This is a genomic window from Bacillus sp. FSL W7-1582 (assembly GCF_038593325.1).
In the GTDB taxonomy this organism is placed as follows: domain Bacteria; phylum Bacillota; class Bacilli; order Bacillales; family Bacillaceae; genus Bacillus; species Bacillus altitudinis.
Map to the genome: position 1 here is coordinate 2,982,372 of NZ_CP151987.1, position 16,297 is coordinate 2,998,668.

The window sequence follows — 16,297 nt, forward strand, 5'->3', positions numbered from 1 at the left end:
TGTGCAAGCCGTATGAAGCAACTTCTCATGTCCCATCCCAGTGACGTATGAAGTGTTAAACGTGGAGCAGTTTCATGTAGATCTGTTCAATATCAGAGACAGACATCGGCTTCGGGTTGTTATCCATTAATCTCTTCACCTCTGAAGCAGCTTCAGCAAGTGCCGGCACATCTTCTTTTGACACGCCGAAGGCTTTGAGTTGTTGAGGAATGTGTAAATCCGCTGTCCACTCTTCAACCTGACGAATCACTTGCTCTGCAAGCGTATGCTTTGAGCCTTTCTCTTCGATCCCTATCACTCTAGCAATATCTTCAAGACGATCTTTGATATGGTCTGCATTAAACGCCGTGACATGAGGAAGCAGCATGGAATTAGCGACACCGTGTGAAATCTTGAATTTCCCCCCTAACGGATAAGCCATTGCATGAACAGCAGCGGTTCCGGCACTTGTGAGCGCCATCCCGCCATACATGGCACCAACCAACATATCTTCCCTTGCTGTCATGTTATCCCCGTGATGATAGGCCTCCTGAATACTTCCTGAAATGAGCCTCATCGATTCGAGTGCAAACATATCACTAAATGGATTGGCTTTATTTGAAATATACGATTCAAGCGCATGCGTAAAAGCATCCATCCCTGTAGCTGCGGTAATGGCTTTTGGCAATTTGAGTGTCAGTGCGGGATCTAAGATCACAAGATCAGGCAAAAGGTATGGGCTGACCATGCCAATTTTTAATTCTTTTTCCGGAAAGGTAACAATCGCGTTTGGTGTCACTTCTGATCCCGTACCTGAGGTTGTTGGAATGAGAATCGTTGGAATTCCTCTTTTTTTAACAAGGTTCGTGCCAACGAGATCAGAAATTGGCTGATCATTCGTCTTTAGAACAGCTAATATTTTGGCCGCATCCAGCACACTCCCGCCACCAATCCCAATAATGGCTTCATGCTCCCCTTTTAAAAATGTCTGGAACACGTCCTCGATATTTTCTTCCGTTGGTTCAGGCTTAATCTCTGTGCTGATCTCACTCGCAATCCCTTTTTTCGCAAGTTCTGTTTTGATTTGATCTGCGTAACCAAGAGATACGATGGATGGCTGCGTTAAAATAAAAATCGATCTCAATTTGCTAAGTCCTAATAGCTCTAGTTTCTCCCCAAGGAGCTCTAGAGAGTGGGCGCCAGAAACAATGTGTGATGCCGTTTGAAAGTGATAATGTGATATCGTCATCTCTTCACGACTCCTTTGCTGCTTTTGCTTGTATCCGATAATTCTCCATCATGTTCACCACAGCTTCTAAAGCCTCGCCGGATAATGCTTTGACCGGGCTTTTTGGCGGACCTACAGGAATCCCTGAAAGTTCAGCTGCTTTTTTCAAAGGTGCTGGTAACGTTCCTAATGTGAATGTCGCTCTTAACGGCTGTAGCTGCTGCTGACATTGCTCACTTTGGTCAAGATTTCCTTGCTGAAACGATTCATAAATGCCAACGACGGTTTTGGGAAGCACATTTGCCGTTGCCGCCACTGCACCTGTTCCGCCTAGCTTCAATGTCTCTAAAATGAGGGAATCCGTTCCTGCAAGCACGACAAACTCTTCATCCTTTGTGACATCGAGATATGCTTTGATATTGGCAATATCTCCACTACTGTCTTTAATACCTAACACATTCGGTAGAACGCTGAGCCTTGCAACCGTCTCTGGCGCAAGTGACACACCTGTTCTTGATGGAATGTTATAAAGTAAAATGGGGATGGTCACATTCTCTGAAATATGACGAAAATGCTCATACAGCTCCTCTTGTGATGGCGCAACAAAATAAGGGGTGATAACCGACAAGACATCTACGCCTAAATCTGCGAACTTGTTTGACAGCTTAATGGTTGCCTTAGTGCTATTCTCACCTGCTCCCATGTATACAGGCACCCTGCCGCCCGCAGCCTTTACAACAGTTTCAGCAATTTGAAGCTTTTCTTCCTCTGAAAACAAATGAAATTCGCCGTTTGTCCCTAAAGCAAAGATGCCGTGCACACCTGAGTCGATTAAATGATCAATAAGTTGCTTTGTCACTTCTGGATGAAAATGCTCTTCTTCTGTAAGCGGTGTCAAAATAGCTGGAATGATTCCTTGAATGTTCAAATGATCCTCCCCTTCCGGTTGTTGCATTTTTAAACAATTAATTATTAAAACGCTTTCATGATTCTTATTATAAAAGCAATATGATTTATTTAGCAACATATTTTTCGTTTTTTTCAAATATTCAGTGGATGACATAAGTAGATGTTGATGTTTTCAACAAAAAAAGTGAACCAGCCGGTTCACTTTTTCATAGCATTCAATGTATGAAGAAGATGCTTCACTTTCAGTCTGACTCTTTCATGTAAATGAGCAGTATGCTCCTTTTCTTCTGCATTGGCAGCAGCGATACAAAGATGATGTACCTGGATACTTGTCTCTTGTTTAATGAAGTGCGTCAGCTCGCCCATCAGCTGGACAGACGCACCATCTGATATCGTTCCTTTCAGCACAAGCCAAACGGACAGCTCTCCTTCTTGATGCATCCCATAAAGAAGGACATCTTCATCATCATCTTCAGCGGCGTATTGCTTCGGCCCATCAGATTGACCAAGAAATAAGTACCCTTCCTCATCATCCAGCATGTCATGGAGTGCTTCAGTTCCCGTTCCAAGGGACCGTGTCCAAAAGAAACCCCCGCTTTTCTCATGTGATGAAAGGATGCGCAATGGCTGATGAGTAGAAAATGTCATTCCGTTTGCGCCATATGTTTTCCACCCATCCGCTAAGTTCAGCCTTGAATGTTCAGAGATGGACGCAGGTTCAATTACCAGCTGAGGGTTTGCCCGCAGTGGATGTTGGAGAGGTGTTACATTTGTTTCATACACCCGGTTCACCCGTTCGGTGGTCAACACATGATGCGGTTCTCCCAGCATGTCCGTCTTTCCTTCATTCAGCAAAAGCAGACTGTCACAATACAAACTGGCAATGTTCACATCATGAAACACACCGATCACCGTTAAGTTAGAGGAAACCGTCTCTTGTTTAATCAAATCGAGTAACTCTTTTTGATAAGCTAAATCAAGAAAACTCGTTGGTTCATCCAGCAATAAATAGTCAGGGCACTGAGCCAGCGCTTGAGCTAAGTAAACCCGCTGCTGTTCTCCACCGCTTAACTCATGAATGGATTGATCTTTAAATTGAGCAATATCTGTTTGGTCCATCACCTTGCTGACAATCTCGATATCTGCTTTCGTAACAGATTGCAGCCAACCTTTCTGATAAGGATAACGCCCAAACTGGACCGTTTCTTCCACTGTAAATGAAAAGGCTTGATCGGTCTTCTGGGGAAGAACCGCCAATTTTTGCGCAAGTGCCTTTGGCCGGTAGGATTGAACTGGATGGCCATCTAGTGTTACTTGGCCGCTCTCAGGTGCTAAAATACCTGCGATCATTTTAAGCAGTGTCGTCTTACCGCTCCCATTTGGACCAAGGATGCCGAGGAATTCCCCTCGCTCCACTTCAAAACTCACGCCATGAATGACCTCTTTTTCACCATATCCTCCTCTAACTTCCTTCACTTGAATCATAGATGCGTCCCTCCTCTATATCTGCGGATGAGGATGATGCCAAAGACAGGAGCACCAATTAACGCCGTAATGATGCCAATAGGCAATTCAGTCGGTTCAATGATCGTACGGGAGAGCACATCTGCTAAAACGAGAAAAGAAGCACCATTCAGCATCGACAAAGGCAGCAAATGACGATGATCCGTAATGGATAAAAGACGGATAAAATGTGGAATCACCAATCCTACAAATCCGATCGTTCCTGACACAGCCACCGCACTTCCAGTCAGAATCGAACCAGCAAGCAGCACCACATATTTGCTCCGTTTCACATGCACCCCTAACAGTTTTGCCTTTTCTTCGCCATATGTCATCACATTTAAATCTCTTCCCATCAAGATCAGTGCAAATGTACCAATGAGGAAAAAAGGAAGGAAAAGAGCAATATATCGCCAGCCTCTCATAGACACACTGCCTAGAAGCCAATGAATAATCTCTTTTAAATCATCACCTGTTAACGCAATCATTAATGAAATGAGGGCTCCTAAAAAAGAGCTAAAGATGACCCCCGTCAAAATTAAAGAAGAAATGCTCATTCCTCGGTGAACCATACGGGCAAAAAAGAGGACGAGACATAGTGTGGCAAGCGCTGTTGTCATACTCAAAAAAGGCAGTGTAAAACTGCCAAGCAAAGGAAACTGCAAACTGAAAAACAATGTGGCTACAGCCCCCACAGATGCCCCTTGAGATACCCCAAGTGTATAAGGGTCAGCGAGAGGATTTTTTAATAAACCTTGAAAGGCTGCACCAGATAACGCCAGAGCTGCTCCGACTAACGCCGCTAATATCACTCTCGGCAGCCGGATATTCATCATAATATTGCGGTCAATTGCATCAATGGTTCCGGCCTCGATTCCAAATACTTCATGAACAAAGATCCGAAGTATAGAAGGAATGGGAATCCCTAAACTGCCAAATGAGATTCCCATTCCAATGCTCACGACAAGAAGTAAAGCACTTGCTGTGTATGCAACGATGATTTTATTTGAACGTGTCAGGATAGATGCTTTTCGCAAGAGCCTCCACTCCTTCAACCAATCGCGGTCCCGGTCGTGATGCCAGATCCGTATTCAATTGAAAGACTTGTTTTTCTTTGACTGCTTTGATCGCCTTCCAGCCGTCTCTTTTTTTCAGATCAGCTAAGCTTGCACCATCAATCGTAACGATGGCATCAGGATTTCGTTTAATAATTGATTCTTCCGTCATTTGCACCCAGCCTGTTTGGTCGCCAGCAGCATTTTTTGCATGAATGACAGACAACATTTCGTCCATAAACGTTTGTTTACCTGTTGTATAAATTTCAGGCGCACCCGATACTTCGACAAAAACTGTTTTTTGTTTGTCTTTGGAGATGGATTCTGCTTGTTTTTTGATGTCATTCAGTTTTGATTTCATCTCATCTACAAGCTTCGTTGATGCCTCTTTTACGCCAGCTGCTTCACCAATCATATTAATAGACTTATACACATCTTTGAAAGAGGCTGCATCATTAACAGTCAGCACTTGAATACCTGCATCTTCAAGCTGTTTAAATCCGTCTTTTGAACTCATTTGTGATGCATGTGCTAAGACAAGATCAGGCTTTAAGGAAATGACCTTCTCTACATTGAAATCAAGACCGCCAATCTTCTCCACCTTTTCTACTTCCTTTGGATAGTTGTCAAAGTCTGATCTACCAACGATTTTATTTCCAAGGCCAAGGGCATAGGCAACCTCTGTATTACTTGGAATTAACGAAACAATTCGTTTAGGCTGTTCTTTGATTTCAACGGTTTTACCAGCTGCATCTTTGATGGATACAGGAAATGCCGTAGCCGCTGTCTCTTTAGGCTTTGAACTGTTTGTTTTTTGATCCGTTTCCGCACCTGCACACCCTGCTAAAACACCGATCACAAGTAACAATGATAGCCAAATACCAGTTAACTTCTTCATCAATAAACCCCCTGCTTTATGTACTGCTTGACGTCATCTCTTTCGTCAATTCTTTTCTAATTTCGGGAATATTATACTACAGTGCAGATAGGTTGTATATGTGATTCCGAATACGTCTTGTCTGTCCTTATAAAAGAAAAACAGCCTTTGACGTGGCTGTTTTCACTTCCGCTATTGGTTGATATGTTCACCATTAATGACAACTTTCTGAAATGAAGGAGATACTGCATGTTCCAATGAAAGAGGGTACGTGACATCGTCAATGACACAGTCTTTCATTTTAAAGTGTGTGACCGGGGAATGTGAGTATGCGGCGATCTTCACGCCATATCGCCCTCCGCTACTTTTTAACCCTTCTACTTCAATATGACGGACTACAGGTCTATGCGGACCGGCATCCCCTTCCTCATACATCATGTCGATACAGACCACCTCATGCTTTAAGCTTTTCACTAGATTGTTTTTAAAATAGATGTGTTCAATGGTACCGCCCCTGACAGAGTTGGTCTTAATGCGCAATGCCCTGTCGAGGTTCGGACTGTCCATGACATTATCCTCTGCATATACATACTTGACGCCTCCAGAGATTTCACTCCCGATCGTTACTCCGCCATGACCATCACGCATCGTATTTCTACGAATGACGATATTTTCAGATGGAACACCGATTCTCCGGCCGTCCTCATTTCTGCCCGATTTAATGGCAATACAATCATCGCCATTATCAAAATAACAATCTTCAATGAGCACATGTCGGCACGACTCTGGATTCACACCATCTGTATTTGGGCCATGACCGATGATATTCACCCCACGGACGATGACGTTTTCACTTAACACCGGATGGACTTGCCACATCGGTGAATCCTTTACTGTTACTCCTTCAATGAGAATGTTTTGGCAATTGTATGGCTGGATAAAGCTTGATCTTAAATAATGTCCTTCGCCAAACACCCTTTCTTCCACTGGTATTCTTTTTTCAGCCATTTCAAAAAGAAGCTGTCGATCCCGATCTTGAGAGGGTTGACCATTTGTTCCATACTTCCAAGGCCACCAGTGGTGTTCATCGCCCCTCCCGTCCAGCGTGCCTGCTCCTGTAATCGCGATGTTTTCTGCATGATGGGCATAAATAAGTGGTGAATAATTATAAAGCTCAATTCCTTCATATCTTGTTAGAACAAGTGGGAGATAATCACGTGTATCTTGGCTGAAGCTCACATAGGCGTTTTCATGAAGATGAAGCTCTACATTGCTTTTCAATTCAAGAGCGCCTGTCAAAAATGTCCCTTCAGGAATCAGCACACGCCCTCCTTTCAAACGATGTGCATCATCGATGGCAGACTGAATAGCATTTGTCGAAAGCTCTATCCCTTTGTTATCTGCACCATAATGAATGACATTGAATTCACGATCTGGGAACTTTGGCGCTTTTATCTGCTTTAACACATGATCTATACCATCTGTTTCTTTGTCTTTTTTCCCTTGCTTTGCTAAACGTGCGAGTCCAATTCCTGTTAGTACTGTTCCTGCTGTCACATACATCAAATTCCATTTTTTAGACATTTCCTCATCCCCCAGACGCCTTAAAGTGTCACACCTGTTTTAAAAATGGCCAGCTCTCTAAAATTGTTTTTTTCATGATTTAACAGCTTTCCACTCGCCACATCAATCACCGTGGCAATGAATTTCTCTAGCACCACATCTTCTGGTACATCTTCAAGCAATTCCCCCGCATTAAAGTCGATCCAATGTTTTTTTGTTTCATATAAAGCGGTATTGGTCGATACCTTCATCGTTGGAACAAATGTGCCAAACGGTGTGCCTCTGCCTGTTGTAAAGAGGACGAGCTGACAGCCAGACGCTGCGAGAGCAGATGAAGCAACCAAATCATTCCCAGGCGCACTTAATAAATTCAATCCTTTTCGTTTTAGTAGCTCCCCGTATGTTAAAACATCCTTTATAACGGAAGTACCCGCTTTTTGTGTGCAGCCGAGAGATTTATCTTCTAATGTCGAAATTCCTCCTGCTTTATTTCCCGGGGAAGGATTTTCATATACTGGCTGTCGATGATCCATAAAGTATTGTTTAAAATCATTGATCATCTGCACAATACTGTCGAATGTCGCTTTTGATTCCGCTCTCTCCATTAAGATCGTTTCAGCCCCGAACATTTCCGGTACTTCTGTTAAAACGGTGGTCCCTCCTTGAGCCACAATAAAATCGGACAGTCTGCCTAAAAGTGGATTTGCGGTAATGCCTGAAAACCCATCTGATCCTCCGCATTTCAACCCAATTTTCAGCTCAGATAACGGAATGTCTTCACGCTGATCTTCTTTCGCTGCGTCATAAATTTCCTTGAGCAAAGCGACACCTGTCTCAATCTCATCCCCTACTTCTTGGCTTCTTAAAAATTTCACCCTCGTCTGGTCATACTCCCCTAATGTAGCTTTAAAATCCTCAATGTCATTGTTTTCACAGCCAAGCCCTAGAACGAGAACCCCTCCAGCATTCGGGTGCTTTACGGCATTTTGTAAGATGGTTTTTGTGTTTTCATGATCATCCCCAAGTTGGGAGCACCCATAATTGTGCTTTAATACTAACGCCGTTTCAAAAGGATGGATGCTTCCCCCCATTTCAGCAGTAAATATTTGAATGATTTGATCGGCAATGCCATTGACACACCCAACTGTTGGGACAATCCAAAGCTCATTTCGTATACCACTTGCGCCATTTTTTCGTTTATACCCTTTGAATGTCAGATTCGTTTTTTCATAGGGGTTTTCTGTTAAAGAAGGTCGGTATTCGTAATCGAGCTTACCTGATAGATTCGTTTTGATATTGTGCGTATGCACCCATTCTCCAGTCGAAATCGCAGTGGATGCATGACCAATGGGGTAGCCATATTTGATGATATTCTCTTTTTCTTTGATCTCAGCCAATGCAAATTTATGACCTTTAGCAACGGTTTCTTTTAAAATGATTGTATGTCCTTGGTGCTGAAGCTCTTCGCCTTGCTCAAGCACTTTTAAAGCGATGCCAACATTATCTGAAGGATGAATCACAACAAAGTCTCTCATACCTTCTCCCCCTGACTTTCATATTGAAGTATTTGGTGAACAGCAGCTCTCATGCCATTTTCATGAATGCAGGTGAGCTGCTCGGCTACTGCATCCTTCAGCCCTGCGATCCTCGTCAAATCCATCCCCCATAAAACTTCGTTTGAAAGAAGTCGATCGACCATTAATTCATAGGAATGTTCCACTTCCTCCCATGCTTCCTTCATGAATGTCATCACAGACTCATCATCCTTTATTTGCTCTGCTTGGATTTGATAAAAATAAATCAAACTGCTCAGTGAGAACATAAGTTTCGTAGGCAACTGTTTTTTTAGCTCTATATAATCTAGAAGAGACGGGAGAATACGTGCCCGAAATTTAGATACACCATTTAAGGCAATATCGAGTAATTGATGTTTGACAAAAGGGTTGCAGAATCGATCCCAAACGGATTGTGTATAAAGCAGCAGCTCTTCTTCAGGAAGTGGCAAACTTGGCAGCACTTCCTCCTCAAGCATGCGGCGAATGAACACACCAACATGCTCATCATCCACCGCTTTTTTGACAGTATCCAAGCCACATGAATATGCAATCGGCACCATCGCTGTATGCGCACCGTTTAAAATGCGAACCTTGCTCATACGATAGGGAGCGATATCTTCCACAAAAAGTACGTTTAACCCTGCTTCTTGAAAAGGAAGCTCTTTTTGAACAAACGGAGGTGCTTCAATGACAAACAGGTGATAATATTCTGCCGTGACAAGCAATTCATCAATATACCCCTCTTCTTTTTGAACAGTCTCCGCTGCTTTCTGAGAAAATCCTGGGACAATCCGATCAACTAACGTATTACAGAACGTGTTGGCTTCCTTGACCCAAGCCACAAAATCAGGCGGAAGATTCCACTCAGCTGCCATTGTGATCACATATTCTCTTAATCGATCACCGTTTTGTTCAATCAATTCACAAGGTAAAATGATCAAGCCCTTTTTCTCATCTCCAGAAAAAGCTTTGAAGCGGTGATACAAGAAGGCTGTCAGCTTTCCTGGAAAACTTGCTTGCGGCCGATCTTCTAATCGGTCCTCTTTTCTTAACACAAGTCCTGCCTCTGTTGTATTAGAAAAGACAAAGCGCACATCAGGACTTTCCGCTACATGTAAAAAGGCTTCATAATCTGTATATGTGCTGATTCCCCTGCTGATGGATTGAATGACGATCCGTTCGTTCATTTCTTTTTGGTCATGAAACCCTTGAATACATAAAGTGTACAAACCATCTTGTTCATTTAGAGCGGTCACTGATCCTTTTCGAGGAGGAACAACCACTGCTCTTCCTTTAAAATCTGTACAGTCGTTTAACTTCTGGATCTGCCAATTCATAAATCCCCGCATAAAGTTCCCTTCGCCAATTTGTAGAATGGTTTCAGGATATTCAGCCACTGGGTACACATCTTTGGATAATCGTCTCAAACGCTTTTCCTCCCCGCATTTTTTGCACACGTGAACATTTTCATTTAAAAGATGCTGATTACTGCACCTTTTTTACTGAATCTCTAATCATCAGCTCTGTGTGGACATACACTTTTTCCAGATGATCGTCTTCTTGCTTTTCACCGTTGATGACTGAAAGGATCGCTTCTGCTCCAAGCGCACACATTTTTTCAATTGGCTTTTTGACTGTTGTGAGGGCAGGCGTTGTATAAGATGAAAATGAAATATCATCAAAACCGATAATAGAGAGATCATCAGGACACCTTTTACCTTTTGCAAACAATGCATTCATCGCACCAATCGCCATGTCATCGTTTGAGCAAAAAAGGGCAGTTGGCGGATCATCAAGAGTGAGTAAGGCTTCCATTGATTCATAGCCGCTCTTCATATGATAGTCGCCTGTGATCATGTATTCCTTCTTCATGGGTACATGATGGTCAATGAGTGCTTGCAAAAAACCAGCTTTTCTTTCCTGTGTGGATTTAAACCCTTCTTTCCCTTCAATAATGGCAATTTGTTTATGCCCCTGCTGAATGAAATAGTGTGCAGCTTGGTATGCCCCTTCACCATCATCCGCTAATATATTCATCACTTGATTACTTTCTACACGGCGATTCAGTACAATAATGGGAATGCCCTGTTTTTTCACATGATGGATAAACGCTTCATCATGCTCGCTTTGGCTCATAAGCAAAATACCATCATACCGCTGTTTATGAATGGTTGTGTAATCGTGAAAATCGTCAATTCCTCTTACAACCAAATGATAGTTTTCTGTTATTACACTGTTGACGCCTTTTAATGCATCAACAAAGAAACTTGAGGATGTGCCTTCTGTTAAACTCGTAAAAAACAGACCAATTGTAAATGATTTTTGCGAGACAAGGCCTCTGGCATGGACATTCGGTGAGTAATTCAGCTGTTTTGCAATCGACAAGATGTTTTGTTTTGTTTTCTCTTTAATAAAAGGACTGTTATTCAAAGCCCTTGATACTGTGGTATGAGAAACGTTTGCCAATTTTGCTATATCTTTGATTGTGACTGTCATGCTATTCCGCCTTTTATGATTTTTTATCATCTTATCATAAAAACGCTTTCATATTCTTGCTTTTTGTTCATATCATCTTGCTTTTATGCGAAAGCTCATTTGCCCGTTCAAATTGAAAATACTGCTTTGCATTTTCATAGCTGATTCCTTTTACCATTCCCCCTAGCAAATTGAGATCATTAGGCGCTTCACCTTTTTCCACCCAATCTCCAATGATGTCACATAACAGTCTACGAAAATATTCATGTCTTGTGTAAGACAGGAAGCTTCGTGAATCTGTCAGCATCCCAATAAATCGGCTGATCAGTCCGATACTGGAAAGTGCCATCATCTGCTCTGTCATTCCCTGCTTTGTATCATTAAACCACCAGGCTGTTCCATGCTGCATTTTCCCAGGAGTCTTTCCATCTTGAAAACTTCCAGCTATCGTTGAAATCACCACATTGTCCCTTGGATTCAAGGAATAGAGGATGGTTTTTGGCAATGCATGTGCTTGTTCTAACCGATCTAATACGCGGCAAAGAGGTTTTGCAATGTCTTCATCATTCATTGCATCATATCCGGTATCTGGTCCAAGCCGCTCAAACATTTTCGAGTTGTTGTTTCTGAGCGCATTGATATGAAGCTGCATCGCCCATCCCCGCTGAGCATATGCCTGACCGAGTTCAATGAATGTGTACGTTTTAAATTGAACCTTCTGCTTTTCCGTCAATGGATGTCCAGACATTCTTTTATGAAAAATGATCGTAGCTTCTTCTTCCGTCGTGTCTTCGTACGTCATTTCATTGATGGCATGATCTGAAATCAAACAGCCCTGTTCATGAAAGAAATCGATTCGCATATGAAGTGCTTTTATGAAGTCTTGATAGGATTCGATCTTGATAGATGAAACCTCCGCTAGCTGATGAACATACTCGATAAACAAGTCATTTGTGATATCTAATGCCTTATCTGGCCGAAACCCTGGCAGTACTTGCACAGAAAAGCCTTCTTCCCGCAGTTGTTGGTGATAAATCAACGAATCAACCGGATCGTCTGTCGTCACAACCGTTTCAACATTTGATTTCACAATGAAATCTCTCGCACCAAATCCATCTCCTTGCAACTTTTCATTTACTTTTTTCCAGATGATGTCTGCGCTTTCTTCATTCAAAAGTTCTTCAACATCAAAATATCGTCTTAGCTCTAGATGGGTCCAGTGATAGAGAGGATTTCCAATCGTCATCGGAACAGTTTTCGCCCATGCTAAAAATTTCTCATCATCTGAGGCATCCCCTGTGATATGTGTTTCAGGTATCCCATTTGCTCTCATGGCGCGCCATTTGTAATGATCCCCGTAAAGCCATGCTTCGGTTATATTTCGGAACGTTTTATTTTCATAGATTTCTTTTGGACTTAAATGACAATGGTAATCAATAATCGGAAGGTTCTTTGCAAACTCATGGTATAGCTTTTCCGCCGTTTGACTGTTTAATAAAAACTGCTCATCTAAAAAGGCTTTCATCAAACTCCCCCATCTCTTATAATGATGAAAATCAATTTGTTCACGTTAACAATTTTATTGTAATCGTTTACAAAATTGATTTCAATCCTAAAACAAGAAAAAACGATCTCCTTTAGAAAAGAAAATCGTTTTTTGGTTATTTTACAGAGGGTGTTTTCTTTAGGATAATCGCAATAGTTGTTCCTTGACCTAATTCACTTTCTACTTGAATATCGCCATCGTGTAGCAAGACAAGCTCTTTTGCAATCGCCAGTCCTAATCCTGTTCCATTTGTTGGATCATTCGTATTTGTCCCTCTATAGTAACGATTAAATAAATGATCCACCGTTTCTTGCGCCATTCCGCGTCCGTTATCTTTCATTTCGATCCGAACTTCATCATTTGTTTCAGATAGAACAGCTTGAATAAGAGTACCTTTCTGGTTATGCTTCACTGCGTTCGCCAGCAGGTTCTCAATGACTCGTCTAAACCAGGCTTTATCGATCTCAAACATGACACCCTCTGTTTGATCTTCAAAGGATGATAAATAATCTTCTGAAAGCGTGCTTCTTGAAAACTCGTCCATAATGGAGGCTAAAAATTCACCAAGCTCAACAGGTTTTCGATTAATAGGCAATGCACCATTTTTCAATCGATACGTGAGGTTTAAATCCTCAATCAAGGTCGACATGTATTCTGATTTCTCACGAATGACTTGTCCCATTTCCATGACTTCTTCCTTGGACCATTGGTATTGATCTGATTCTAGCATTAATCCATAGCCGTAAATCGTGCTAAGAGGCGTTTTTAGATCATGAGACAGCCCTGCGATCCATTCTTCCCTTGTGGTTTGAATTTTTCTTCGGTTTGCTTCATTCTCTTTTAACGTATTGGTGAGCTGATCCATTGTTTTGAGGATATCCTCAAACAGCCGGTACTCCCGCTTAATACGGCCCTTTTTATTTTTACTTACTGGAATACCTTTTCTATTTGTTGGCTCCTGCAACTTATTTCTTGATAAGAAAATCAGCCAGCGGATAATGTGATAGATCGGTAGCCCATAGCGATACGAGTACCATAATGTCATAACGATAATAATCGTAAGCGCAAGACCTGCAATCAAAAGCGTTGTATATTGGTTTAAAGCCTCTGTCTCTTTATCATAAAGCTCGTCTGGGCTGTATACTTTGTTTGGCACCGAAACAATCATATACAAATCCTTATTCACTTTGATATACGACAGGTCACTTCTAAACTCCCAAGGCTTTGATTGATACTTGAGCAGTTCAACATCCGTTACGTTATTTTTCAAATTATTTTTGGCTCGGATACCTTTTAAGTATTTTCCTTCTTCATTAAACAGATGCACCGATCCATTCATTCTTTTCAAAAATTCTTTTGTTTCAACCGAATATTGAGACAATGCAGCCAGGTTTTTTTCATGCTGCTTGAGATAATTGGCTACCTTTGTGCTGTTCGTTTTAAATCCATATAAGACGATAAAGCTTTCTTGATCAATCTCAATTGGCCAGAAGTACATCTTGTAATCTTTAAATTGTCTTTTTTCAAAGATCTTGATCATTTCATCCTTTTGATAGGATGTTGGAATGTTTTTAGGGAGTTGATAGCTATAGACGTTGCGTTTTTTGGAATCAATCACTTGTAGCCAGCCATCACGTTTTTCCACTGCTTGTTTGAGCTGATCATCGGCTTCCATTTTTCCATCCTCGTTAAAATAAAGCCAGCTCATGAGTGTATCTCCATCTGCCTTCGTTAAACCAGTTTCAGTCATATTCTCATAGCGCTTTTGAAAATAAAGATTTTCAGAGAATGTTTGCCCGATCGTTAGAATGACGATGACAATAAACATTTGTCCGACAAAGTGAAAGAAAAGTTTTGTTCGTAAATTCATAAACTATTGAAGAACCTTCACAGGTTGCGGAATGAACTTATAGCCCATACCACGGATCGTCACAATATATTCAGGCTGGCTTGGATCTAACTCTATTTTTTCTCTCAGCTTTCGGATATGAACCATGACGGTGTTGTTGTCACCATATGACGGAACACCCCATACTTTCTCATAGATTTGATCTTTTGAAAGTACCACATTCGGATGGTCACAAAAATACTTCAGCAAGGACAAAAGCTGAGCTGAGCAAGCTGTCACCTTTCCCCTTACTTTCAACTCGGCTGCATGAGGATGGTACGAGAAATGAGCATATTCATATTGACTGTGCGCTTCTTCCTGCTCCTCCTGTAAGGAGATATAAGTTCGGTTTAAGTGCGCCTTAATTCTAGCTACTAGCTCTAACGGATTAAATGGCTTTGTGATGTAATCGTCTGCACCTTGTGCAAATCCAGTCAATTTGTCTACATCAGACGTTCTTGCTGTTAAATAGAAAATCGGTGCCTTCGTCATTTTCCTGATGTCAGGCAGAACATCAAAGCCTGACTTACCGGGCATCATCACATCTAGAAGTAAGAGGTGGATGTCCTCGTTTTTGACAATATCTAATGCTTCATCTGCATGATAGGCTTTATAAATATGTTGAAACCCTTCTTTTTTTAATACGCGTTCAACCATTTTTACAATTGCTTCTTCGTCATCTGCAATCAATATTTTTGCTGTTTCCACGCATCTCTTTCCTTTCTAGCTATGATCTCTAACCGTATATTACCATTGTCCAAAGTAAAAAAGTACCTCTTTTCTGCATAAAAGCGAAAAAAGATCAACTGGAGAAAATGGCATCACAAGGTAATATCAAAAAATGCAAAAAAACCCGGTCATACATACCGAGTTTTTTGTCCATCTATTATCCGTTCACAGCTTCAAGCTTTCTTTCATGATTCATTAAGTCATATGTTAAACAGATTGGCTTATTCGTTCTCGGATCAAGAACAATTTCTGCATCGATGTGGAACACCTGACTGAGCACCTCTTTTGTCATGACTTCATGAGGCGTACCATCTTTAATGACTTTCCCTTGATTGAGGGCAATCATGTAATGTGAAAAGCGTGCAGCATGATTGAGGTCATGAATCACCATCAGCACCGTTCTGCCCTGCTCTCTGTTTAAGCGTTCTAATAGCTGAAGGATCTCCAGCTGATGAGCAAGATCTAAATACGTCGTTGGTTCGTCTAATAAAAGCAGCTCTGTTTCCTGAGCGAGTGCCATCGCAATCCATACCCGCTGACGCTGTCCACCGGAGAGTGCTTCAATTGGCCGGTCATGAAATGCAATCATTCCCGTCTCCTCAAGTGCCCATCTGATGATTCGTTTGTCCTCATTTGATAAGCGGCCAAATCCATTTTGATGTGGGAAACGTCCATATGACACAAGCTCATAAACGGTCAGACCACTTGGGGCTTCAGGCGTCTGCGGTAAGATAGCCATTTGTTTTGAAATTTCTTTTGTTGGTGTTTGATGGATCGCCTGGCCATTTAAATAAACAGCACCTTGATGGGACTTCATAATACGAGACATTGTTTTTAAAATCGTTGACTTCCCGCACCCATTCGGCCCAATTAATGTGGTCACCTTGCCTTTTGGGATGCTGATATTTAAATCGTCTACAATCAAACGGTCATGATAGCCAATACAAAGCTTTTCTGTTTCAAGTGATTTCATCTGTTGTACTCTCCTT

General features: G+C 41.7%; 13 protein-coding genes. All 13 read right to left on the reverse strand.

Features of this window, described 5'->3' with window-relative positions; all coding sequences use genetic code 11:
- Positions 1 to 55 precede the first annotated feature (55 nt).
- The 13 genes from NSQ11_RS15500 to NSQ11_RS15560 all read right to left on the reverse strand — a co-directional run bounded on the left by NSQ11_RS15500 (position 56) and on the right by NSQ11_RS15560 (position 16,281).
- Positions 56 to 1,228 (reverse strand): iron-containing alcohol dehydrogenase, encoded by a 1,173-nt coding sequence (locus tag NSQ11_RS15500; protein WP_081114494.1) that lies wholly within the window; start codon positions 1,226 to 1,228, stop codon positions 56 to 58.
- Positions 1,229 to 1,232: 4 nt separating this feature from the next.
- Positions 1,233 to 2,135, reverse strand: a complete 903-nt coding sequence (gene dapA, locus NSQ11_RS15505) for a 4-hydroxy-tetrahydrodipicolinate synthase (protein WP_079919746.1) — start codon at positions 2,133 to 2,135, stop codon at positions 1,233 to 1,235.
- Positions 2,136 to 2,314: 179 nt separating this feature from the next.
- The gene (locus tag NSQ11_RS15510; protein WP_202734227.1) at positions 2,315 to 3,601 is read right to left on the reverse strand and encodes a heme ABC transporter ATP-binding protein; all 1,287 of its coding nucleotides are present in this window, start codon (positions 3,599 to 3,601) and stop codon (positions 2,315 to 2,317) included.
- Positions 3,598 to 4,656: an iron ABC transporter permease gene (locus NSQ11_RS15515; protein WP_335358075.1), complete on the reverse strand. Its 1,059-nt coding sequence runs from the start codon at positions 4,654 to 4,656 to the stop codon at positions 3,598 to 3,600. The genes NSQ11_RS15510 and NSQ11_RS15515 overlap by 4 nt, the downstream gene beginning before the upstream one ends.
- On the reverse strand, positions 4,622 to 5,572 hold the full coding sequence (locus NSQ11_RS15520) for an ABC transporter substrate-binding protein (protein ID WP_335358074.1): 951 nt from the start codon (positions 5,570 to 5,572) through the stop codon (positions 4,622 to 4,624). Before NSQ11_RS15520 ends, NSQ11_RS15515 begins: the two co-directional genes overlap by 35 nt.
- Positions 5,573 to 5,743: 171 nt before the next feature.
- The gene (locus NSQ11_RS15525) at positions 5,744 to 7,135 is read right to left on the reverse strand and encodes a glycoside hydrolase family 28 protein (protein ID WP_335358073.1); all 1,392 of its coding nucleotides are present in this window, start codon (positions 7,133 to 7,135) and stop codon (positions 5,744 to 5,746) included.
- 20 nt (positions 7,136 to 7,155) lie between these two features.
- The gene (locus tag NSQ11_RS15530) at positions 7,156 to 8,649 is read right to left on the reverse strand and encodes an altronate dehydratase family protein (RefSeq protein ID WP_048002134.1); all 1,494 of its coding nucleotides are present in this window, start codon (positions 8,647 to 8,649) and stop codon (positions 7,156 to 7,158) included.
- A complete protein-coding gene (locus tag NSQ11_RS15535; RefSeq protein WP_048002133.1) occupies positions 8,646 to 10,097 on the reverse strand; it encodes a tagaturonate reductase in 1,452 nt (483 codons plus the stop codon). Before NSQ11_RS15535 ends, NSQ11_RS15530 begins: the two co-directional genes overlap by 4 nt.
- Before the next feature lie 58 nt (positions 10,098 to 10,155).
- Positions 10,156 to 11,166: a LacI family DNA-binding transcriptional regulator gene (locus NSQ11_RS15540; RefSeq protein ID WP_017359253.1), complete on the reverse strand. Its 1,011-nt coding sequence runs from the start codon at positions 11,164 to 11,166 to the stop codon at positions 10,156 to 10,158.
- Positions 11,167 to 11,233: 67 nt separating this feature from the next.
- Positions 11,234 to 12,670 (reverse strand): glucuronate isomerase, encoded by a 1,437-nt coding sequence (gene uxaC / locus NSQ11_RS15545; protein WP_335358072.1) that lies wholly within the window; start codon positions 12,668 to 12,670, stop codon positions 11,234 to 11,236.
- A gap of 136 nt (positions 12,671 to 12,806) precedes the next feature.
- Positions 12,807 to 14,561, reverse strand: coding sequence for a HAMP domain-containing sensor histidine kinase (locus NSQ11_RS15550; RefSeq protein WP_017359251.1), 1,755 nt, complete (start codon positions 14,559 to 14,561; stop codon positions 12,807 to 12,809).
- Between the two features lie 3 nt (positions 14,562 to 14,564).
- Positions 14,565 to 15,287 (reverse strand): response regulator transcription factor, encoded by a 723-nt coding sequence (locus tag NSQ11_RS15555; RefSeq protein WP_017359250.1) that lies wholly within the window; start codon positions 15,285 to 15,287, stop codon positions 14,565 to 14,567.
- Between the two features lie 178 nt (positions 15,288 to 15,465).
- On the reverse strand, positions 15,466 to 16,281 hold the full coding sequence (locus tag NSQ11_RS15560) for an ABC transporter ATP-binding protein (RefSeq protein ID WP_017368048.1): 816 nt from the start codon (positions 16,279 to 16,281) through the stop codon (positions 15,466 to 15,468).
- Between the last annotated feature and the right edge of the window lie 16 nt (positions 16,282 to 16,297).